This window comes from Rhizobium terrae (genome assembly GCF_003425685.1).
In the GTDB taxonomy this organism is placed as follows: domain Bacteria; phylum Pseudomonadota; class Alphaproteobacteria; order Rhizobiales; family Rhizobiaceae; genus Neorhizobium; species Neorhizobium terrae.
The window spans coordinates 20,373-42,357 of the sequence record NZ_QJKM01000029.1 but is presented as its reverse complement, the minus strand read 5'-3'; the positions used below and the strand labels follow the sequence as shown (position 1 = coordinate 42,357).

At 59.2% G+C, this 21,985-nt stretch carries 12 protein-coding genes; 6 read left to right on the top strand and 6 right to left on the bottom strand.

Translation table 11 applies throughout. The features are described from left to right. Positions 1-830 precede the first annotated feature (830 nt). A complete protein-coding gene (locus DMO26_RS31355) occupies positions 831-1,460 on the bottom strand; it encodes a hypothetical protein (protein ID WP_162895149.1) in 630 nt (209 codons plus the stop codon). A 523-nt stretch (positions 1,461-1,983) separates the two neighbouring features. On the opposite strand from DMO26_RS31355, the gene DMO26_RS31345 reads away from it, so the two are divergent. Together DMO26_RS31345 and DMO26_RS31335 are read left to right on the top strand one after the other, a co-directional pair. Further along, positions 1,984-2,508: a hypothetical protein gene (locus tag DMO26_RS31345; RefSeq protein WP_162895148.1), complete on the top strand. Its 525-nt coding sequence runs from the start codon at positions 1,984-1,986 to the stop codon at positions 2,506-2,508. Between the two features lie 745 nt (positions 2,509-3,253). After that, the gene (locus DMO26_RS31335) at positions 3,254-5,635 is read left to right on the top strand and encodes a hypothetical protein (protein WP_117196224.1); all 2,382 of its coding nucleotides are present in this window, start codon (positions 3,254-3,256) and stop codon (positions 5,633-5,635) included. Between the two features lie 2,589 nt (positions 5,636-8,224). Here the strand turns inward: DMO26_RS31335 and DMO26_RS34000 are convergent. From DMO26_RS34000 to DMO26_RS31305, 5 genes are all read right to left on the bottom strand, one after another. Continuing rightward, on the bottom strand, positions 8,225-8,563 hold the full coding sequence (locus DMO26_RS34000; protein ID WP_162895147.1) for a hypothetical protein: 339 nt from the start codon (positions 8,561-8,563) through the stop codon (positions 8,225-8,227). A 1,942-nt stretch (positions 8,564-10,505) separates the two neighbouring features. Then, the gene (locus DMO26_RS31320) at positions 10,506-11,000 is read right to left on the bottom strand and encodes a hypothetical protein (RefSeq protein ID WP_117196221.1); all 495 of its coding nucleotides are present in this window, start codon (positions 10,998-11,000) and stop codon (positions 10,506-10,508) included. Between the two features lie 543 nt (positions 11,001-11,543). Then, positions 11,544-11,900, bottom strand: coding sequence for a hypothetical protein (locus DMO26_RS31315; RefSeq protein ID WP_117196220.1), 357 nt, complete (start codon positions 11,898-11,900; stop codon positions 11,544-11,546). Positions 11,901-12,521: 621 nt separating this feature from the next. After that, entirely contained in the window at positions 12,522-12,974 is a 453-nt protein-coding gene (locus DMO26_RS31310) for a hypothetical protein (protein ID WP_162895146.1), read from the bottom strand. 1,043 nt (positions 12,975-14,017) lie between these two features. Continuing rightward, positions 14,018-14,389, bottom strand: a complete 372-nt coding sequence (locus DMO26_RS31305) for a hypothetical protein (RefSeq protein WP_117196218.1) — start codon at positions 14,387-14,389, stop codon at positions 14,018-14,020. A gap of 3,642 nt (positions 14,390-18,031) precedes the next feature. Here DMO26_RS31305 and DMO26_RS31300 point away from each other — a divergent pair. The 4 genes from DMO26_RS31300 (at position 18,032) to DMO26_RS31290 (ending at position 21,715) form a co-directional block, all read left to right on the top strand. After that, the gene (locus tag DMO26_RS31300; protein ID WP_117196217.1) at positions 18,032-18,958 is read left to right on the top strand and encodes a glycerophosphodiester phosphodiesterase family protein; all 927 of its coding nucleotides are present in this window, start codon (positions 18,032-18,034) and stop codon (positions 18,956-18,958) included. Between the two features lie 680 nt (positions 18,959-19,638). After that, positions 19,639-20,037 (top strand): hypothetical protein, encoded by a 399-nt coding sequence (locus DMO26_RS33995; protein WP_162895144.1) that lies wholly within the window; start codon positions 19,639-19,641, stop codon positions 20,035-20,037. A 43-nt stretch (positions 20,038-20,080) separates the two neighbouring features. Further along, the gene (locus DMO26_RS31295) at positions 20,081-20,593 is read left to right on the top strand and encodes a hypothetical protein (RefSeq protein ID WP_117196216.1); all 513 of its coding nucleotides are present in this window, start codon (positions 20,081-20,083) and stop codon (positions 20,591-20,593) included. A gap of 666 nt (positions 20,594-21,259) precedes the next feature. Further along, positions 21,260-21,715, top strand: a complete 456-nt coding sequence (locus DMO26_RS31290; protein ID WP_117196215.1) for a hypothetical protein — start codon at positions 21,260-21,262, stop codon at positions 21,713-21,715. Positions 21,716-21,985 lie beyond the last annotated feature (270 nt).

The window sequence follows — 21,985 nt, the reverse complement described above, 5'->3', positions numbered from 1 at the left end:
GCATCGGGTTCGATACCCTCAGGGATTGGATCATCAATCAACCCAAAAACGCGCGCGATGCCTGGACCCAGAACGCTCCCAGAAACCAATCCCTCTCAACGCCCCAAACTTGAGTCGTGTACTGTGCGCAGTGCCAAGTCCGGCTGCTCTATCTATTTGTTTTTACGCATTTCCGGACGGGAAACCGCTACGCACTTTTCCTGGAAATGCCCTAGAATGAAGTCACCATCATTGGCATCCCGGGCGTGCCGGTTCAGCAATACCCGCACCTGCCCGCTGCGCGTTTCATTTATCGCGGCACGCAGGCCTCTGTTTGCGGCCTCGTGTTTTCAACCCCCCGGGAGACCAGGTGGCCGCATGGCACACCGAAGCTCTGCGGGCGCCTCGCAAGGCTCTCGATACGATGCCGGTTTGACAACTGCCATGGCCCGCAGGCGGACATGCGTGCCGCTTGAGCAATTTACGATGGAGGTGCGGCTTGGGCCGCCATGCAGACGGTCCGTCTGCGCAGCGAGGAGCTTGATGTGGCGACGGAAGGCAGCCAGGGAGCATGATGGAATGCAGGGTTGAGAGACTTGTCTGCCATTCACCGATGAATTCAGAATTACCGCAGGAAAACAGCCGTTTGAAATGAGCGAACGACATCTCCTCCTCCTGACCGAACCAGCAACTCCCATCCTTCGTTCCAGCTTCGCGACTTAAGGAGAGATACGAGACAATGTGCCCTTCAAGCCAACTCCAGGTTCCTCCCCCCCTTCCATAGCGGCTTCCATCGATTATGTCCTCACGAGACAAACGAAACCTACGCCCAAGCCCGGATGGAGTTCCTTCTAGGTCCTCTGCCGCCGCCGCCGTTGCTCGTGGATTGAGTTCAGTTCCTTATGAAACTCCTTGTTTCTTCGATTAACCTCGCTGACCGGCATGTCCTTTAGCTCGTCCAATGTCCCCTGGGCTTCCTGGAGAACCCGTTCCCAATATTCGTATTTCCACAACTTAAAATAGTCCAAGCTCATCTCATAAACATCTTTAAGGGTGCGATAAGCTTCGGTTTCGATCCCTTCGGAAGTTGTCTCGTAATATTTTAAGCCCAAAAGAGCTACAGAATTTGTGGAAGGGTAGTCGGGCCAGTCCGGATCCCGTTCATCTTCCATGACGAAGACTATAAAGACGGTACCGTTTAGTTGTAAACAAAATTCCTCCCAGAATGACCATTCCTCGATCGTAGGGAAATCTTTCCGACAGTGAAGGACAAGAGTTTTTCCATTACGGCAATTGAGTTCCAATTTGAGCGCCTCCAGTCCAAACTTTTCAAAGAATTCCATGACGAAGCTTGGGGCGGCAGAAAGCCACAGGCGGAGTATCGATGACGGGCGGTGAAAGCGACGGTGGCCGTTGACAGAGGGCGTTGACTGAATGTGGACTGGACTTGCCTGGAGAGTCTCTCTCTCCTTTTTATGCACGATAGCCCGCCAGCCTGCCCTGCCATGGCAGAGCCGCACGACCGGAGCCGGTGAGGCGGCAGCCTCGCGGGGACGTTCCGGCCACCGTCGTGGGCAATGCCAGCTCACAACCCCCCTTGCCTGTTGACAGCGCGTCGCGCTCGCCCCGGGTCTCCGGTTGGGGCCTCGTGTTTTGAACCCCGGGAGACCAGGTGGCCGCATGGCACACCGAAGGCTCTGCGGGCGCCTTGCAGAGTTCCCGGCCCAGGTCGTGTCCGATGGTTGGCTCCGCGTACGGTCTGGAGCACCTCATAGCCTCACGCGGGCGAGCCGGTTGCCGCAATGGGAGGACACGTCACACGCACTCGGCAAACGCGGCACCTTCAATATCAGGAATGGATCCATGTCTGTATTGGCCGGACCGACGATACGGCATGTAACAGAATAACGATCATTGACCTGAGAAACACTGGCCGACCGCCCGCCACTCGCTTCTTCTCCTCCCAACCCGTCGTCTCCTGCGGGATCGGCGGAAACGATCTCGATGACGGGAAAAGCCCGCTGGACCCCGCCCGGATGCCGCAGCTTTCGCCCGTCGCGGCAGAGCCGCGTTGATTTTCACCTGCAATCTCGCCCTCCATTGGCGGTATTTCTCCTTCTTTTTGTCGACTTGTTGAAGCGGCATCTCTGCAATGTCCTCCAACATGCGGTTGGCCTCATCAACTACCGTGTCCCAATCTTTCGTCAGGGTGTATCCAGTCCAGCTCAGAGCGAGCCCGATAATATTTTCAATGCTTCGGGGAGGGTGACAGGCCGGCACAGGCTGCGAGGGACTCGAGTATTTCGCTACGCCGATGATATGGACCGAGGCTTTGCGGGAATACGGCCAGGGATTTTGCTCTTCCTCAACGCAGAATATCGTGGCGATCCGCTGTCCAACCGCATAACGATTCCAGTATCTCCATTCATCCCGGCGAGGGGGGGTTCTCCGGAGGCGAAGATATACGATCTCTCCGCCGTCGCATGTGAACTGAAGGGCAAGGTTGTCCAGTTTTTTCTTGAAGAATAACATGAGGGCATTCGGAACGTCGGTAGAGGATGCCATAGTGGAGAAAGCGGCGGCGTTCGCTGACCGAGGCGTTCACCGGACTTGGACCGGACTTGCCCTGGAGATCCTCTCTCTTTCTCTTTTATGCAGGATAATCCGCCAGTTTGCCCTGAGGGCCGGTGAAGGAGGCAGCCGCCTGGAAAGTTCAGGCCACCGTCGCGGGCGATGCTTCTCCACAGCGGGTTTCATCTGTCGCGCGACAACGGGTCCCCGGTTTGGCCTCCTTCAACGGTGAGAGACCGGGTGGCCGCCCGGGGATTGAAAATCCTTGGGGCGCCTCGCAGGCTCGCGACAGGGTTCGTGTTTGAGGGCTCCCATGGTTCGCAGGCAGCGAGGGCGCCTTCATGGCCTCGTCCTGGCGGGGCGGTGCGGCTCCGGCCCGCGATGCAGCTCGGAACGTGCGGGTCCTGCCGGCGCGCAGGCTCCGATCGTTTCCCGCCGTGGGGGACAATCGGGGCGGGTTGCCGAGCCGCCCGAAATCTCCGTGCGCCCCAGCGGGGCACGCTAAAAGATGGGGGCGGGACTGCCGCAGGAGGGGGTCATAGCGTCTCCAGAGCACCCCGCAGGGGCCAGATTTTCGTGTTTCCACGCGGCGAACAAAACAACAGCGGTTCGGGCTTCAGCCCGGCGCAGTCGAGGGGGCAACCCGAAATGACAACGCGACAGAAAAATTGTTTGCGTCAGGGGGATCGACCGGAATTATTTATTGCTCCACGCGCCCGTCACCCTTCGTCACGCAACCATCATCGCCAAATCCCCCGTTCCCTCGCGACACCTGCGCATTCTTTTCACGATGCATTACATTCATTACTATCGCGAACTCAATGAGACGGCTCTCACCCTTTGCGACGTGACGCTTGCGTTGATTGGCCACGATGGCGCGCCCACGCCGGACTACTGGCGTACGTGCCGCGATAACGAAGTACCGATCAGGGTCGATCTCTTCCCTTGCAAGGCTACCGCAATCGAGGCGGACGAAGCATTCGGCCTCAGGGACCGCACTATGCAGCACCTCATGATCGTCGCGCTCGATGGCAGTTTTCACTGGTCCAGGAATGGAATGGTCCGCAAGCCTATCTCCAACGGCAGCCTCCGAAAATGGCCCCAACTTGCCGGCTTTCTTTGGGATGAGTTCGCCCCGGAGAATGACAAGGGTAACACAGACAAGAAGGCGGAGTTTGCCGAGGGCTTGGTCGCCGGGTTGCAGCTAAACCGGCGGGAAAATCGAGCGCCAGGAAAGCGGCCGCGAGGAAGGCCGCCGAAGCTGCGAGAGGGGCCGACGCCGGTAAAAAGACCACGGGGAAGGCCGCCGAAGCTGCGAAACGGACCAGTTCCTCTTGCGCAACAGGGCGTCGTCAAAAGGCGACCGGGAAGGCCGCCAAAGCAGCGAGAGAGGACAGTCTCTCCGCCGTCATCCAGCTTGAGCGACGACGAGAGCGAGGCGGGTAACCCGGAGGATGACGTCGATCCTGACGCTTCATTTCCTGTCGACCGTCACGCTGCCGTATCGAAGGCACCAACGAGAAAACAGCCTTCCAGAGCGGCGCGGGCGAAGAGCTACCCGGAATGGGAAAATTCCGAGGGAAGCGATTACGACGCCGGCGAGGAGGAGGATGCAGAGGAGGAGGACGTCCTGCAGGCAGATCAGACAGGTGGTGATGAGGACATCGACATGAACCATGACGGCGCGCCCGAGGACGACGACGCGGAGATGGAGGACGCCCAGCAGGCAGGCCATGATGGGGACGTCGCCATGGGCGATGACGACGTGCCTGAGTTCGCGATGGAAGCTCCGGCCTCTCCGGTTCCCGGCCCTGCTCCCGTCACGTTGCGTAACCTGACAGCGAGGGAGCGGCGCCGCCAAAGAAGGCTAGCGCTCAAGGCGATGGAGGAGGACGCCCCGCCGACAGGCCAAAACGATGGAGAGGAGGACGTCGACATGAGCGATGACGGCACGTCCGGGCTGGTGGCGGCAGCTCCGGCCCCTCCGGTTCCCGGCCGTTCTTCTGGCACGTCACGTAACCCGACAGCGAAAGAACGGCGCCGCCAAAGAAGGCTAGCGCTCAAGGCGATGCAGGAGGCCACCCAGCAGGCAGACCAAGACGATGGGGAGGAGGTCGTCGCCATGGGCGATGACGGCACATCCGGGCTGGTGGCGGCAGCTCCGGCCCCTCCGGTTCCCGGCCGTTCTTCTGGCACGTCACGTAACCCGACAGCGAAAGAACGGCGCCGCCAAAAAAGGCTAGCGCTCAAGGCGATGGAGGAGGACGCCCCGCCGACAGACCAAGACGATGGGGAGGAGGTCGTCGCCATGGGCGATGACGGCACGTCCGGGCTGATGGCGGCAGCTCCGGCCTCTCCGGTTCCCGATGGTTCTCTCGTCACGTTGCGGGGCAAGAAGAGAAGGCGGTCAGAGAGACTAAGGCGCCAAGCAGGGCCGCAAGATACGGCGGTGGAGGACGCGGTTTCAGGTGGCGAGGCTGCTGACATCGGCACGGCAATGGTTGCACAGTCCGACGCCGGAGACGACACCCTCTTTGTCCTGGAGGAAGGGGAACCTTGGGATGGAGACGAGGAGAAGAAGGTGCCCCTTCCTTCGGCAGCTCTCGACGGGTCCGCAAAAAAGAAGAGGAGGCAGACCGACATTACGCCCAAAATTTTTGCGGCCTGCCGGCGCGTGATGCCCGGCAAGGCAGGACCGAACGACTTGAAGACATTCCAGGCGTTTGTCGAAAAACAGAGAACGGGTTGCGAATGGACGGATCTGAGCAAATACGGCCCGCGGAAAGTCCTGAGCCAACGCCGAATCCGTTTGGTGAAGAACGGGTGGTGGCGCGGTCTTGAAGACGTGTTTGTCAATTATGGGTTGCTATATGACGACGAGCGTCTACCGGAGAGCGAGATACAGCGGATATTGCAGCGCCCGAGAAAGACGCAGGCATGTCCCGTCTTAGGCGATGTCACCGCAAACAGGGTCAATGTGAAGGGCGGCGCCAAGCGCCGGGACTTGAAACCTTCCGGCCACAGGGTGTCGAGGCGGGCTAGCCTCCGCGCGGGGTTGCGATCGTCTATAAATAGTGAGGATTAGCGAGGACTAGTGAGGAATGGCAGTTGCTGAGGTTTCCAGTGCCGTCCCCGTGTCCGGCGGGGCGATTGAGGACCACTGAAGATTAGTGAGGATCAGTGAAGACCACTGAGGAATGGCAATTGCTGAGGTTTCCAGTGCCGTCCCCATGTCCGGCGGGGCGATTGAGGACCTCTGAGGACTAGTGAGGATCACTGAGGATCACTGAGGACCACTGAGGACCACCGAAGATTAGTGAGGATCAGTGAGGAACAGTGCAGAGCGGTGAGGGGCGACGGTTGCTGGGATTTCCAGTGCCGTCCCCATGTCCTGCGGGGCGATTGAGGATCACTGAGGACTAGTGAGGATCACTGAGGACCACAGAAGATTAGTGAGGATCAGTGAGGAACAGTGCAGAGCGGTGAGGGGCAGTGAGGGGCGACGGTTGCTGAAATTTCCAGTGCCGTCCCCATGTCCGGCGGGGCGATTGAGGATCACTGAGGACTAGTGAGGATTACTGAGGACCACTGAGGACCACCGAAGATTAGCGAGGATCAGTGAGGAACAGTGCAGAGGGGTGAGGGGCAGTGAGGGGCGACGGGTGCTAAGGTTTCCAGTGCCGTCCCCGTGTCCGGCGGGGTGATTGAGGATCACTGAGGACTAGTGAGGATCACTGAGGATCACTGAGGACCACCGAAGATTAGCGAGGATCAGTGAGGAACAGTGCAGAGCGGTGAGGGGCGACGGTTGCTGGGATTTCCAGTGCCGTCCCCATGTCCGGCGGGGCGATTGAGGATCACTGAGGACTAGTGAGGATTACTGAGGACCACTGAGGACCACCGAAGATTAGCGAGGATCAGTGAGGAACAGTGCAGAGCAGTGAGGGGCGACGGTTGCTGAGATTTCCAGTGCCGTCCCCATGTCCGGCGGGGCGATTGAGGATCACTGAGGACTAGTGAGGATTACTGAGGACCACCGAAGATTAGCGAGGATCAGTGAGGATCACTGAAGATTAGTGAGGAATGGCAATTGCGAGGCTCCCAATCACGATCAAGAATACTGATGCACTGCACAATTCATTTTAATTTCCATAAAGAAAGGATATTGTTCTCGATTGCTGGAGAGCGAGACCATGCCGATAGACTATGAACAAATGACCATGTGACCGCCACCCGATTATTTTTCCTTCCCAACGGAATGATATCCATCCGCCATAACTCTTCTCAACCCGTATGGCCGTAGAGGCGAGATCGTTCGAGGGGCGTCGGAGGCGAGGGCGTCGTGAAGGCTTGCGGAAAGACAGGAATGGGTTCGTGTGCGTGCCGAAGTCGAAGGAGTGGAAGGCCGTGAGCCGGGCCGGGCGCAAGGAGACAAGGAGACTGAGACAAGGAGACAACGAGACAACGAGACTGGGACAAGGAGACTGAGCCAAGGAGATACGTGTGCGTGAGGGAGCGTCGTGGCATCGATCGTCGATGCGGGCAGGTCGTTCAGGAGGAGAGGGTGTTAGGTGTTGGCGTTCATTTTTTGCCCTTCTTGCCGGTGCCCCCGATGTTCGTTCCGGACATGATGTGGGCGTCTGAAGCTCCGACCCTGGAAGCGGCGAACACCCCCGATCCCACCATAACGGCAGGAACACGAGCACCACTTCCTTTCAGCTTGTGCGCCAATTTAGGCAACGAGGGGCAGCGAGGGGCACATCTCAGAGGGCATGGTGGCGGCGAAGTGGCGACGAAGACGAAGGACGATCAGGAGAGGAGCCGGAGCGTTGCAAACGAGAGATGCGATGCCGAACTCGCCATGAGACGCTTAAGGACAAGCACAAGCAGCGGGAACTTATACCCGATATTGTAATTTGGGCCGCAATCACGGGCTCTGTTGACAGGCCGTTGTTGTGACGCGGCATGGACCGGCCAGCACATCTCACCCCTCGTGCAACCCATGAGTTGACGAGGAAGCCCTCACCGCCTCCAGCCCCTGACGGGCCATGGCCCGGCTTTCGCAAGGCGCGCAGAGGTTCGGGAAGAGGAGATTTCGGTCAACAGGTCGATCTTTGCTCGATGAGCGATGCCAAGGCCGTTCAGGCCGGAAAAAACACGTCTGCCTGCCGCAACGCTCGCTGAGGGTGGCCCGGAAAAACGGCCGCTCGCCTTGCCTTGAAGCTCCGGCATTGATTGAGGCTCAAATGGCTGGAGCGGATGCGCGGGCCGTGCGACAATCCCCTGTCTGCCCCACCGCAAGCGGGCAACCCCGCCAGGCTCGCGGCCTTCGTGTATGCATCTCAAACAGAATATTGTCGGTAAAGCGCGAAGGATTGTTTATTCAGACCGAAACAGTTTGCAGCGGCTACACAGACAAGAAAGCAGACCGGAACGCCCCATCCTCCCAGGCCCGGCCCGACAATTCCACTCTTCCTACCCCTGCCGGCGGCCGTGTCTTCCTCCACAGCTCGTTTCAGTTGCCGCCGCAACCCTCGACGCCCGCAGCGCCAGAAGAGAGGGCGCCCGGGCGATGAAAACGGTCGTTGAGCATAGCCGGCTCGAGACGAGCGAAAAGTGTTGAGGTTTCAGTAGTAGCGTGTGCTGTGTCTTCTGGGCGGCGGGTGGACGTAGGTTACGGTGCGTTTGGGGGGGCCGCGACGGTATCCGCCATGGACTGGGCGGCTTTCGCGTCGTGGTGGAGTGTCGGGGTAGGAGCTGCTTCTGTGCCTGCGGTCGCCTTTGCCGTGACTGTCTCTGTAGCTTTCGGGGTGCCTGTCGCTCCGGCTGCCGTGACTGTATTTGCTGCTGCCGCTGCTGCGACTGTTTTTGCTGCTGCGACTGCTGCTTTTGCGTTTTTCTCCGGTGAAACGGTGCCAAAGTAGTTCAAAGACATCTTTGTCGCTGCTGCGACTGTTTTTGCTGCTTTTGCTTTCTTCTCCGCTGAAACAGCGCCGAAGTATTCCAAAGACATCTGTGCCGATATCCCAGACTTTGCCTGTGAGATAAATAGCCGTGGCGCCGGTCACCACCTTCCGCACGACCCGCAGCTTACCCATCGTCAAGAGAGTTTGAGTAGAGGAAGAGGATAGTGCAGGACAGCGATAGCTTGATGATGATGGAAAGGATGTAGGCCCGTGGAGCCTCGTTCAGGAGAGGCGCGCGTTCTCACGGTATTTATACATGGCCGGGACGCCTTGCCTTGCAGGGTGGCCGCCTCCTGCTTTTCTGACCCTCCATCAGGCCGGGCGGTGAAACTCAGCCTCCGTTGCCGCCTTTCAAAGTGCAAAAACCCCAGGGCTCACCGAGTTACACTTGCCGGGGGGCCAAGTGTTGCCTTCTTTGAAAGTCGACGGAATTTCAACTGGAACTGGAACGTTCACCGCAGGTGCGTCAGCCGGACGGCTATTTGAGCCTCAAAAATGCCTTGCCGGCTTCTGATTTGACGACCCCAGCCGTTCCCTCGCCCCCTATCGGCTACCGGCTGTCCCCCACTCCCCCAACCTGTGACGGGCCGTATCCTGTCGGCGACCAATCCAATAAGGACCAATGAGCATCTGTCCAATCGTCGGCGAGGGCGGAGAAGTGCCGCAATTATCGGATGGACGCCCGTTCATGCGGAGTTCCCGGCGGATCGGCGAATTATTGATTGTTCGGCATTACCACCGGAAGCGACCGGCTTCATCACGGAGAAGGTTAGCACATGGCTACGACAAATTTTGAAAAACACCCGTCTATTATGATCGCCCAAGAATAAACCGCGCCGGAACAGGACCGGCAACCTCTTTCCACCGCTGCCCGGGCTATCCATCTATTCCAGTTGAAACCCGTCGCCGCTCCCCGCGCCCGGGGGCGGGAAATTCGCGTGTCGTGAAAACGCGAGAACAAGACCGACGATCAGCATGGCGCAGCAGGCCAAAGCTACCGGGGGCAGCAACGTCCGGAAACACCAAGCGTGCCAAATCAAGACCTCAATATCCTCGACCGGGTGTTCGGCTTCCCTGTCGACATGGGGAGCGCCGTAATAGCAGATTACCAGCAACAGGGTTGTGACGAAGCACATACCCAACCAAACCATGAACAGACGCCTATGCGGCGGGAGCACAAGCCCCGTCCCCAATAGCCAAACCCACAGGAGAAGCAGAACCACAAAAGGCTGGCCCACTGCCGCCACTAACCTCCTCGCCCATTGAGAAGGACCAGGCCGGCGCCTTCTGGGTCCGAGCAGCCCGCCACATTCCGCTTTCCCGCCTTCGCTCCAACCTGACATCTGGCCGGCCTGTAGCGGGCGTGAAGGCGATGGCGTGCCGGGGGCCGGGATCTCGGATTCCGGCAGAGAGGACGTCGGACCTGTGACGTCAAGCGGTCGGCGCGGCTGATGACAATCCGGCGATGCAGGACGCGCGCAGCCTGTGCGTCGAGGGGCAGTGTGGTCTGCCTGTTGGAAATCGGGCGCTCCTGGCGCCGGGGCGGTCGTCGCTACCCGAGGGACGATGTGACGGTGTGACGGTGGCTGAATTTCGAGGACCGGCGGTCGAGAAAAAGCGAGCGGGAAGCTGAAATCTGCGGATGTGAGAGGGAATGAGGAACAAAGGCTCTACGGTTTTTTGGGAAGAGGCGGCAGCTTTAAGGAGATCGGGTCTCACCTTCCCCGGTTTGTCGCCCGTTTTTGACGGCCCGTTCCCGGGCGCGCGCGGATCAGTCATAAGGGCGGGTTTGATGGGCAATGGACAGGGGCTGCATGGCGTAGATCCCTCGGTCGATCCCATGGCGGCGGCATCGTCGTCCCTCACCGAAAATGACCCATGCGTGAGCCCGACCACCGGGCGCGACCGGCTCCGTCACGGACAGGATTTCCTTGACGTCATGACAATTGAACAGCCTGTTTGTTGACAGGCGTCGAGGGGCGGCTGCGCTCACCTGACATCCACGTTGTTTCCACTCCCCGTCCTGCGGAAAAATGTGTTTTCAATGAACACGGAGCAACACTCGATGAACACGGCGAAGAGGATGTACAGAACCAATTCGAGCCCAAACATGGGAGATTCCTGAGACAGTGCCGTCGATGCCGTGTCACTCGTCTCCTGCGTCTCGTCGTTCTTCTTCCTATCCTCCTTCGCCCTTTCGACACGCAAATGGTAGGCAATCAGGACAATGCACACGGTGATCCAAACCCAGACCCAGACGTAGCTTGGTATCTCCGCCAACCTCGCGAGCATGTTCGTTGCGAACAGGAGGAGTGCCGATCTGAACAGTTCGCGCTTATCGCTGGTTCTCGTTTGTCCGGCAGGGCCCTCCCCAGGTTCGTCGTCCGGCAGCAACGGCACACCGTCTTCTTGTTCGGCAGGCCCCTCCCTAGGTTCGTCGCCCGGCAGCAACGGGACACCGTCTTCGTGATCGTCGACAGCCATTATTCCCCTGACCTGTGGTCGAGCGCGGAGACGGCGGACGCGGGACTATGGTCGATCGAAAAATTACGCCGTATCGCAAATGCCGAACGGTGCTGTCTGGCTGTCCCGTTTCATCGCACTCAAGGGTCGTCGCTGCCGAGGGAGACGGTGCGGCTGTCGGATTTCGGGAAGGGGTGTCGAGAAAAGTGTGGGTGCGGGAGAGAAGGAGGGACGAGAAAGGCCACAAGATTTTTGAGGGGGCGGCAGCTTTTAGGGGAAATTGGCCTCGCCAGGGCCCCCGCTTTGCTGCCCTGTTTACCGACAAGGCTTTCCTGGGGGTGCGCGAACCAGTCATTTGGGCGGGGCGCAATTGCGCATTGCCTGGGGCTGCGCAGGACAGGTGCTGCGGCCCAGCGCCTCGTGGTGGCAGCGCGGGGCTCTCGCCGACAATGGCCGATTATCGAGCCTGGCCACCGGGCGCGGCGGACATCTTCACGGAGAGCACTGGCACGTTGCTGCGACAATTGAACAGCGCCAGGTTTATTGAGATACGTCCTGGGGCGGCTATGGTCGAGCGAGGCAGGCGATCTCGTCTAATCTCTCAAAGGAATATCCAAGGTCCTTCAGGGCTTTGGTGCATCCAATCTCTTCCCAATCCCCACCGTGTGGCCAAAACCTGGCCGCTCCGCTGTCCAGGACGACAAAGCAGGCGAACAAAAAGGCGAGGATGACCAAAACCGCTAGAAGGGAGGAGATCTCATCCCACTGCCGCTCCCCGCTCGTGATGCGGTGATATATATCGAAAGCTATGAGGCATGCGCAGATGCAGATGCCGCAAGGCATCATGAAGTAAAGAGGTTCATCCCTTATCCACAGTGTAACGACTGTTGAAATATATAAAACCACCACTGCTGCCAGCATGATTTTATCCAGGGTTTTTGCTCGGGGTCTTCCCCTTGGTTGAACAGCCGGAAATAGCGGGTTCCGGCCCTCCTCAAGCCGATTAAGCTGACCCATTATTGCTTTGGTCTATCGTCGGATATGAGAAAGACGGGTCGGCCGGTCGCAAGCGCCGGGTCGCAACGGTCGTCTTCGAGACGGTGGACGGCAGGGCGTCGCCTTTCGGGAGGGGTGGTCGAGGCGCGGGGCGCTGGAGAGAAGGAGGGACGAGAAAGGCCCCAGGTTTTTTGAGGGGGGCGGCAGCTTTAAGGGGAAATTGCAGCCTTCAGCACCCCCGCTTTGTCGCCCGGTTTCCGGACAGAGCTTTCCTCAGGCGGGCGGGGACCAGCCATTTGGGCACGCTCAGCGGGGCGATGCACGAGGGCCTGCCAGGCAGGTGCTGCTGCCCAACGCCTCGTGGTGGCAGCGCGGGGCTCTCGCCGGACAATGGCCGGTCTGAGCTTCACAGTGAGAAGCACGGGTTTCTTCACGGAGAGCATTTGCACATGGTTACGATAATTGGGTGGCATTGGTTTATTGAAAAGTGTCCAGGGCAGGCAGTGTCCGGATTGTGTGCCGGGGCATCAATGCCTGCCCGCAGGGCTAGAACTTTGTGTATGGCAATTGCCAGTCCCAGCCGTCCGGCCAGAATTTGGCACCCCCGACCCAAACGGCGAAAAGGCCGACGAGAAAACAGCCGCCCATGGCATAACTGACCAGCGGCAAGAACCATTGCCCAACCCAAACTTGTTGCTCCAACCAAACACTGTCCTCAATACCAGATGGGGTGAACCTTGAAATAAAAACTCCCAGAGGGTCGCCGACTTCACCCGCAGTATGGGGATGGTGCTCTTCCTCGGGGGGTAGTAGTGGCCGATCCTCGGACTCGGTTTGTGCGACAGTGCCCTTCCCACTACGTGTTTCCAGCATGATTGTGTGCGACCCCCAGTTCAGGACTGAAAAGAGGACATAAAGCAGAAGACAAACCGCCATCCAGACTGCGAGCGGACCGTCAGATATGACGAGCATGACGCCGATGCTCGCTATCAACAGCACGAAGAGCGCTCCGACCACGCAAGGTCCGCTCACCCTCGACAGGGTTTGCTTTATCTGGAGCAATAGGCTTAGCGGGCGCTCCCCGTGAATTGCCGTCTTGCCATCATGATCTTCCCCTTGCCGAGCGTCCGGCGGCCACGGGGCGGGAGGAGGCATGGGATTATCGGCGGGCCGAAAAGTCAGCCGCAACGATCGTCTTCGAGGCGGTGGTCGCTATCGAGGAGGGATGATGCGGCGGTGGAATTCGGAGAAGGGTGGCTGCGGGAAACGGTGCGGCCGGCGGCTTTCGGGAGGGGTGGTCGAGGCGCGGGACGCTGGAGAGAATGAGGGACGAGGAAGGCTCCAAGGTTTTTGGGGGGACGGGCAGGTTTAAAGGGGAAAATTGGGGCCTCACCATTCCCCCGCTTTGCTTGCCTCGTTTTCGGCGAGGCTCCCTTAGCGCGCAGACTAGCCATATTGGGCAAGGCGCGCAGCTTGGCAGTGCCCGAGGGTGTGCCGCCCCCACGTGCAGGGGAGCAGCGACCAATCACCTCCGCCGGTCCCCTGCGACAATTCCTCCGCTTCAGGCAATGATCGGCAAAACTTCTGCAGGCGACAGAATTTTGGAAGTGACAGACCAAAGCCCCCCTCCTGGTTGGTCGGTTTTTGCGCTCCGCAGGATTTAGACGCGGGCGCGAGATCCTTCCTCAGGATCAACCAATGGATTTTCACGGATCGTGGTTTTACGTGACCGGTACGCGCCGCGCCTTGCCAGCGGATCTGCCCATAATGCGGTCAGGCACGAGGCTCGACACCTGATGGGGGAGGGGGAAGCTCCATTATTGGGTGACGATGGCGGCGCGCGCAAGGCTGTGACCGGATCATGAAGGCATCTTCAGTCTTGTCACAGGGGAGTTCAGGTTCTTCACGGAAGGCATTCGCGCATGGCCGCGGCAATTGGATGGCACTCCGGGTTGATTGTAGTCTGGCCAAAAAGGAGCGCTGTGCTGGAACGGGGCAGGCAGTATTCCTCATGTACGGGACATTACCGCCTGCCCGCAGGGCTACCGTCCGCGGATGCCTATCCCAAACGCCGCCGGCCCGAATTTTTCTTCCCCCTTCTTGAAAACGGCTAGTACTACATAGAAGGCTGCGATGTACCACAAAAACTGTTTCCACTGGTTCCAGAACAGCAACCACGGGGAAGTATTATGTTCCGACCGTTGAAAAGTCGGCCGGCCGCTGCCATGACCCAGAAGCGACAGGATGCATAGGCACACGATCGCCGTGCATACCAGCCACAGGCTAGACCACCCCAGGAAAAATATAGTCAGGAGCAATCCGATGCCCGTCAATGCTGTCTCGTAGGTAAAGAACGCCAGAATCTGTCGCTGCCGGTCCGTCAGGCCTGCTTTTGGCGCGCCCGCTGCTGCCATTCCCCACCTCTCTCGTTCCGGCGCCGAGATTTCGGTGGTCGGAGTTATGGAGCGCTCACGGGGAAGGCATGGGAATTGTCGGCACCTCGCACTCGTCGGTGAAAAGACGCGGCCGGCCACGTCGAGCTCGTGTTCTGCTCAGAAGGAAAACGGTGGCTGCATCCCGAGATGCGCGCTGTCGAGCGAGGCCGCCGAGAACACCGATGTGCTGGTCGTTGAAGGGAATGGACAGGCGCTATGCGCGTTCAGGAAGCCAGCGCGCTCGACAGTAGGACACAATGCCCCCATCGCGACGGTTGTGTTGCTCAAGGAAACGAGGAGAACACAATTGTGCGATCGTTGGGGAGGGCCGTACCGCGCTCTTGAAAGGCGGCGCTCAGGGGGAAGGGGCCAATCTTGGCCTTTCGCAATATTTACACTTCGCCAGTTTCAAGTCCTGCAGGGTATTTTGGTAAGGGGACCAATCAAATTTCGGGCATCGGATCGGCCCATCGGCCTATGATGTCATAGAGCGTCACTAGTGTCGCTGCTGCCTAACGAGGGCCAATTCGGCGGCCAATTGCTGATCACAGGCCGCTTCCTGAAGGTCCAGCTTCTCCTTTTCAGGAATAGTACAGGCAGGGGGGCCGAACATTTCTGCGCGCGATCAGATTATTGCTGCGGGTGAGGATGTGGCCTCACGCGCTGATAGGCCGGTTGCAAGTCCTGAAGGTTCGATTTCGATGAGCAACTTCATGATGTTGCATCAATAATCTTACGATTGCACCGGCCGGCGGCCAACTCTCTTAAACCGGCCAATAGATCTTTTTCGCGCGGTGGGGGGCCGCAACCTGGCAATAGACGGGATGGATCGACAACCCTCCTTCAATGCGCCGGGACCGACTGTCGCCGACCACCACCGATGGGCGACCGCCACAGGGGAAACAGGTGGGCGCGCACAAAAACATCTATTGGTCGGTCCTTTCGCCAGACATGGGTTCCGGTTTCAATATTGACCAAAACAACAGGCCCGGCGGGCGTCCGAAGTGGAGGGCGACGCGGCCGGCAAGGGTAGCGAGCGCCTGACAAGGAGACGGGCGCCCGCAGGTGTCGCCACGACACTCAGGGGGCGGGGGCCTGCAACCCTGCAGGTGTCCTGCTTCCCACATCGGTGGGATTGCAAACCAGTGGGATTGCACGCCTTTGCAAGCGATTTCCTGCTGGTTGTGTGCATGGTGCCGCGCATAGGGGCAGGAAGCCATGCCCACTTGTTCATGGGAAGCTGAAAGGACCAGGCGTGAGGCCAAAACATTGGCTTGGAACCGCGCTAGCCGAGAGCAGCTGATCCCCAGGCGATGGTGTGAGGCCAATATCGGTCCCGGTCCTCAATATTTCGTATTCTTGCCTCCCGCGAGACCCTTTTCGGGGCCAACATTGTTGATTTTCTGCTGGCGCCGTTTCCGCAGATGTTTTTTGCGGCAACTGTGTTTGCGCCGGCCGGCAGTAGGGATCTGCATTGCCGCTCAATCGAGGGTGACTCACCTGAGCAACATTGATGGAGGGGACCAATGGCAGCGTTTGCCTCGCGCCACCTGCAATTTACTGGTCGCCGACTGCTCATGGATCAACCAACAACTTTCCCTGTTCAGAGTAATTGGAGAAACAGCATGCCTGCCATGGACACCGGACCCCCGGCAGGTGCTTTCAGCTCCAGGGGGCGGTTGCCTGCCGGAGCCTTCGTTCCAGGCAACTGGCCGGACACTCTGATTTTCGAGCTCCCACGTGAGGGAAATGGACCAATGGCAGCGCTTGCCTCGCGCCACCTTCAATTTACTGGTCGCCGACTGCTCATGGATCAACCGAACACTTTCTCTCTTCAGAAATCATCGCAGGAATAGCATGCCTGCTATAGGCCAGGCCCCCGGCAGGTGCCTTCAGCCCCAGGAAGGTTGCCTGCCGGGGCTTTCGTTCCCGGCAACTGGCCGGCAAACCTCACCGGGCAGGCAGTTATTTCGCATGTGATTGATCGGGATACGGCGGTTCCAGGTTTCTAATTTCAAATCCCCCTAAAGGCTGGACAGATGGCGCCAGGCGCCCGCAGGCAGAAAGAAGGTCCTTCAGTTGAAGAACATGCCGGGCCCTCGGTGAGGCGCCTCGCTGGCCGACAGAGGCCGACCTGGCCCGGCGAGAGACCGGGGAAGCGAAACCGGCACGCGCCGTAGATCTTTTTCCGTCCAGGGGCCAGGGGCTATGACCCCCTCGTTCGATCAGATGACCTGCTTCCTCTGTCTCCGGGTTCGCAGATTGGCTCCCTAGAAAAAGTCATTTTGCGGCTCTGCTGCGGAACCGGGGTGTTCCATGGATTAGGGCACACTGCCCTTGAGGCCCCTCATTGACAGGCCGTCCGGTCATGGAATTCCTTCTCTGTCATTGGTTCCCAGGGATTTACAATTGCTATGGAAAAAACTTCGATGAGGATCCTGTAAGGACCTGAACAACGAATGGGCCCAGGACTGGGAATTCCGTTTCAGTGGGCAGGATGTAAATTGGAAAATACAGTTCTGCACTGCCCGCCCCCTCGTACATAAATCGCAGCTGCTGCCCAACGCCGGTTCCAGTGGACTTCGTCCCCTCCTGAAGCGCTGGCCCTTTCGGGGGCCCGTCAGTTGGACCGACACCGAACGCCAGCACATCCCGACACAGCCCGCACAATGGGCCCTCAGCCTGACCCGCCGGCGGGGCAGGGCCGACAATCGCGGTGGTGGCCTAAATTCGTCAGTTGGGGGATGAAACCGATCAGGCGCGCAAATGGCCTCGCCTCGGCGATATTTTTATTCCACATTTCACTGGGACATCATTGCCGCTGCTGGCGAGGCGGACCAAAACGAGCCACTAAAACCTATTTTAGCCGCCGAAACCCGACATCGACACCGAGATTTTTTTTCGGCATGCCTGCACCAACCTGATTGGGGCTGTGTTGTCGGTCACGAAAAGGGCCGCAGCCTCGTTTCCGTCTTCAGGCACCGACGCGACACAGCCTCGACAGGGACACCACCGAAACCTCTCACCGACTTTCGCATTGCTGCCCGACCGGCCCGACGGCAGCCGCTGCCTGATCGAGGCGGAGCTGGGTTCGGTGAGGGAGACTGAGCCTCACGGTACGACAGCATCACCATCGGAGTCGGCCGACTTCAGACACCGACACGACACAGCCTCGACGGCGACACGACCGAAACCCTCACCGCCGTTTGCTTGCTGCCTGAGCGATTTCGCGGCCCGACGGCAACCGCTGCCTGGCCGAGGGGCAGTGTTTCGGCGAAGTGAAAGTCAGCCTCGCGTTCGGTACGGCAGCGTCACCATCGGAGCCGGCCGACTTCAGACACAGCCTCGACAGGGACAACACCGAAATCGTGTCACCGACTTTGACGTTGCGGCCCGACGGCAGCCGCTGCCTGATCGAGGCGGAGCTGGGTTCGGTGAGGGAGACTGAGCCTCACGGTACGACAGCATCACCATCGGAGCCGGCCGGCGTCAGACACCGACACGACACAGCCTCGACAGCGACACCAGCAAATCCGTGTCACCGACTTCGACGTTGCTGCCCGACTTCGAGGCCCGACGGCAACCGCTGCCTGGCCGAAGGGGGCAGTGTTTCGGTGACGGATGAGCCTCATCTTTCCGCACGTCACGGCCGCCCCTTCAGCAAGGGAAATCCCGACTGGCCGGGACGGCATAGGCTTCGCTGCCGAAATTGTTAAGAGCTATCTTGCCTATGTCCAAGATCCGACACGGGGCTGCACGGTCGTGGCCCATCGCGGCCTTTGGAAAGATGCCCCCGAAAACAGCTTGCGGGCGATCGAGGAAGCCGCCGATGCCGGCTGTAAAGTGGTGAAGGTCGATGTCCAGCGGAGCGCAGATGGCGAATTCTTCCTTCTGCATAACGATTTGATCGACTGGATGACCGGGCACCACGGACTTGCTGCGGACATGACCATGGACGAACTGTCTCGGCTCAGATTGTTCAACTGCAACGGCGGCAAGGGAGATCCGTTGACGCAGGAGAGGATCCCAAGCTTGAGGGAGGTCTTCGAGCTGATACTTCGCCTTGGTATTTATCTCCATCTCGACGTCAAGGACCCGGGGCATATTCTGGATGTCATTGCGCTGGCCAAGGAGATGGGAGTCGACCGGCAGGTCGGTGTGTGGGCGGACCTGGAGACGGACGAAGACTTCCGCCAGATCCGCGAGATCATGTCCACTGGCGTTCTGTGCATGCCGAGGATCGATGTGGGAGCGAACAATATCGGTGCCGTGCTGGTGCGTCTCTTCGAGCTGAAGCCGGCAGTGTGCGAACTCCGCTTTGAGAACCTGGGACAGATCACGACACTCAGGGAGGAGTTCAAGAACGAGGGCATCGCCATATGGGTCGACACGTGCGACGGCAGTTCCGCGCCAGGGTTCAGCGACAGCGAGGCGATCGAAAATCCCCAAGCCGTCTGGGGCGCCCTGATCGAGGCTGGCGTCTCGTTCATTCAGACGGACTGGCCAGATACGTTGAACGATTTCCTCGCGCAACGTGCGACCGCGTGACACTCAATCCCGGCAACCCTCCCAGCATCACCGTGACAGACCCGATCCACCCGCCCGTGACCGACGATCCCGATTGCAGGACGACGCCGCGTGTCGGCTCCGGCTGCTCAAGCGAGACCGGCCCATGGCGAAGCCGCCCCTACCCATCGCCCTTCCAATCCATCTCCTGACATGTGCATGTCGCTGATTGCTGACCGGCGGTGAGGGGGAGGAAGCTGCGGTGTAACCCGGTTCGCCTCATTTCACCGATTGACAGCTCCCAATGGTTGGAAACCCGACGCCCGGCAACCCGCCCCACGCTGCCTCGCTTGCCCCATCCTGTTGTCTAGTTTTGCACATTGGGATCAATAAATGTGTGTCGCCAATTTGCTCCGTCCAATCGTGTGTGCGGTTTCTTGCGGCTCGTATGTCGGCCAGGGCTGGCGCCAGAGGAGGGGCCGCCGCAGGTGGCCTGACCCCCTGTAGTCTCGGCGAACAGGGCGGGGGGGATGATCAACACGGGCGCCGCCAGACCAGCATCCCTGGCACGACAGCGCATGCCGCGGCATTCGAGGCGGAAATCCGACAAGCCGCACGTCTCACGGCGAGCATTTATATCTCGCCTCTCCCCCGTCGATCTTCCGTTCCTCTCCCATCACACGGTCAGCAGGTTTACCATATCCAGGTTGGACACAGCGACGATGCCTTCCAAATTCAGCCCAGATACGTGGTTTTTGCCCTACGATTTCAGGGTTGATACCCGTCCGGCGGCTCAGAACGCTCTGTTAATTCAGTTCGCGCTTTTCGCGTCCGGGAAGGCGGATGTTACGACGCTCTCAGTTTTGCCCATCTACTGCTTTTTGACGCTTCTACAAAGTCTGCCGTCGCGTCCGCAAAGCCGTCAGGTCTCCGGGCAACCGCCACCGCCGCCGCCGGGACACTTGCCGGCAGGAGTAAGGATTGTGAAAGAAGAAGGCGATCAGGATCGGTGCGAAGCCCCGAAAATCAAGTTTCCGGCATTGCACCTGCCGGCATACGAGCGTGATGCTGCTATCCAGGAAGGCGATGTATGTCCGGCCGCCCGTCAATCTGAGCTGTGAGCTGATGAGAATAAATCCATAGTGTCTAGCGATCCAGTGGGGGATGCACACTCTCGATCGCCCCGATGAGCCGGGCAGCCATGCCCACATGCTCCTTGGAATCAAGAAGAGGAAAAACCGGATCATCCTTGTTCTGCTCGAAGACGAAACGCTTCCCGTAGATTGGGCCACCTACTACGTTGATGTGTTTATCGTTAGGATCCACAAGTTCAAGAGAAGGGGAGAGCCCGCAGCACTCTCATCGGCTAACGACAGCCGTGAACTTACCGACGAAGAACGAATCGCGCTGAAGATCAGAAGCACGTTTGGTCCTCGCCGGTTCGCCTTTCTGATGCATCAATGCATGGAAAATGCCCCCTTGAGATCAGTCCGTGGAGCTGTGGCATTCGCTGTAAGCGGGGATGACGACGCAAGCAAGTATTGCCCTGAGGTGGTCCGCCTGGTTTCGGAGCCAATCCCGCCGGTCGATGAGAACGCGGGTCAAGCTACTCCAGCATCGGGAAGCAGTGTTGCAGGCACGGAAGTTCCTGACGAATGGGTGGCAACAGATGATTGAAGGACAGCATAAGGAACGGGCGTCTGCATCAATTGTACATAGATCAGCATTCTGTTTCAATACATCGGATTTCCTTCAAACCTCTTTCCAGAAACGTGACGGCCGTCCGAGCCGGTGCCGCCATGATGAAACGGCCGGTGGCCGGCTGATTGCCCGGCTTGTCTGAACCTTCGGGGCGGCGGCCTGCCGATTTCTGGCCTGTCGGGTCCGTCCCGTCGGGTCATGGGGAAACCACCGCGGCAACCGGTGCCATTCCGCCCAAGCGGCAACCTGCCGTCCCTGAACCGGCGATCAGGCCCCACTCAGCGCTGGTTTAAAGAGGCCCCCACCCCAGCCCATGGACCGATCCTCTTCACTGTAATTTCCTCCCTTTCTCCCTGCCAACATCTGAACGGACACCGCTGAAAGGAGAGCCGCAGCATTCCAGCCGACCCTTGTTCCCCTGGCAGCAAGCGAGAACCCGACACGTCGCAATGGAGAAGACGGCTACGGCAGACGAGGCGGCGGCACATGGCTACGAAGGCGTGCTTCAATGGATTGGAGATGGAGGAAAAGTAGGATGCTCGGCCCTCGTGGCGATGACATGGGCTGACCAGATCCCAGCTCGTCATTGTCGTCCTCGGCCGGGAGGTTCTCACATGCTCCGGAGCACCGAGAGACGATGAAATGGATAGAATCGGCGGCCTTCTCATGCTGGCGAAAGCCTATACCGAGACGGTCTTTTTCTCCTTCGACCAACAAGCGGAGGGTCTCAACTTTGATTTTACGTATACCGATCCACCCGACGCGACCGAGGATCTTCGGGACGCATTGTTTACGACGACAATGGCTGGTCTACGCGCGACGTACCCGAACAGGGTCTTCTTCATCGTGTATCCGCAGACGCTCGGAAAGCCGCCATTGGAGGCCGGCGACCACGCTTTGCAGATCAAGGCAGATGGAGGACATTCATTTTCGATGGTTTTGTCGCGTCTCCTGAATGAGATGATTGCATCACGGGCAAGAGAAAGGGAAAGAGATTCGTGGAGGTCACGCCTGCGGGACGTCTTGAGATCCATGTCATGTATCTGGAGGATCGAGTTGCCTGACGGGCCGGCGTTACGCATGGCGCAGATTGCCTGACAGTGAGAAGTGACAGAAGGCAGGTGACAGGTCGCCGGCGTGGAGGCGTGTTGTTGTCGGAATTTTGGTAGCTGAAATGCATTTTTACCCATTGCCTTCCCCATATGGCCCGCCGCAGAACCGCCTGCAGCTCGCATAGGTGATGACGCGGGACGCCCGCCCCCTCGTCGCGTGGACTGTGCTGGCGCTCCTGCCTGGGCAGCAGGTCATTCGCCGACCAGGGGCGTATCGGGTGGAGGCAGGTTCCCCAGGCAGATGGCGCGATCCACT

Coding starts and splice junctions, on each gene's coding strand:
- DMO26_RS31290 (WP_117196215.1), top strand. CDS start 21,260: ATGGATAGAATCGGCGGCCTTCTCATGCTGGCGAAAGCCTATACCGAG.
- DMO26_RS31295 (WP_117196216.1), top strand. CDS start 20,081: ATGCACACTCTCGATCGCCCCGATGAGCCGGGCAGCCATGCCCACATG.
- DMO26_RS31300 (WP_117196217.1), top strand. CDS start 18,032: ATGAGCCTCATCTTTCCGCACGTCACGGCCGCCCCTTCAGCAAGGGAA.
- DMO26_RS31320 (WP_117196221.1), bottom strand. CDS start 11,000: ATGGCTGTCGACGATCACGAAGACGGTGTCCCGTTGCTGCCGGGCGAC.
- DMO26_RS31305 (WP_117196218.1), bottom strand. CDS start 14,389: ATGGCAGCAGCGGGCGCGCCAAAAGCAGGCCTGACGGACCGGCAGCGA.
- DMO26_RS34000 (WP_162895147.1), bottom strand. CDS start 8,563: ATGTCTTTGGAATACTTCGGCGCTGTTTCAGCGGAGAAGAAAGCAAAA.
- DMO26_RS33995 (WP_162895144.1), top strand. CDS start 19,639: ATGCCTTCCAAATTCAGCCCAGATACGTGGTTTTTGCCCTACGATTTC.
- DMO26_RS31345 (WP_162895148.1), top strand. CDS start 1,984: ATGACGGGAAAAGCCCGCTGGACCCCGCCCGGATGCCGCAGCTTTCGC.
- DMO26_RS31315 (WP_117196220.1), bottom strand. CDS start 11,900: ATGCTGGCAGCAGTGGTGGTTTTATATATTTCAACAGTCGTTACACTG.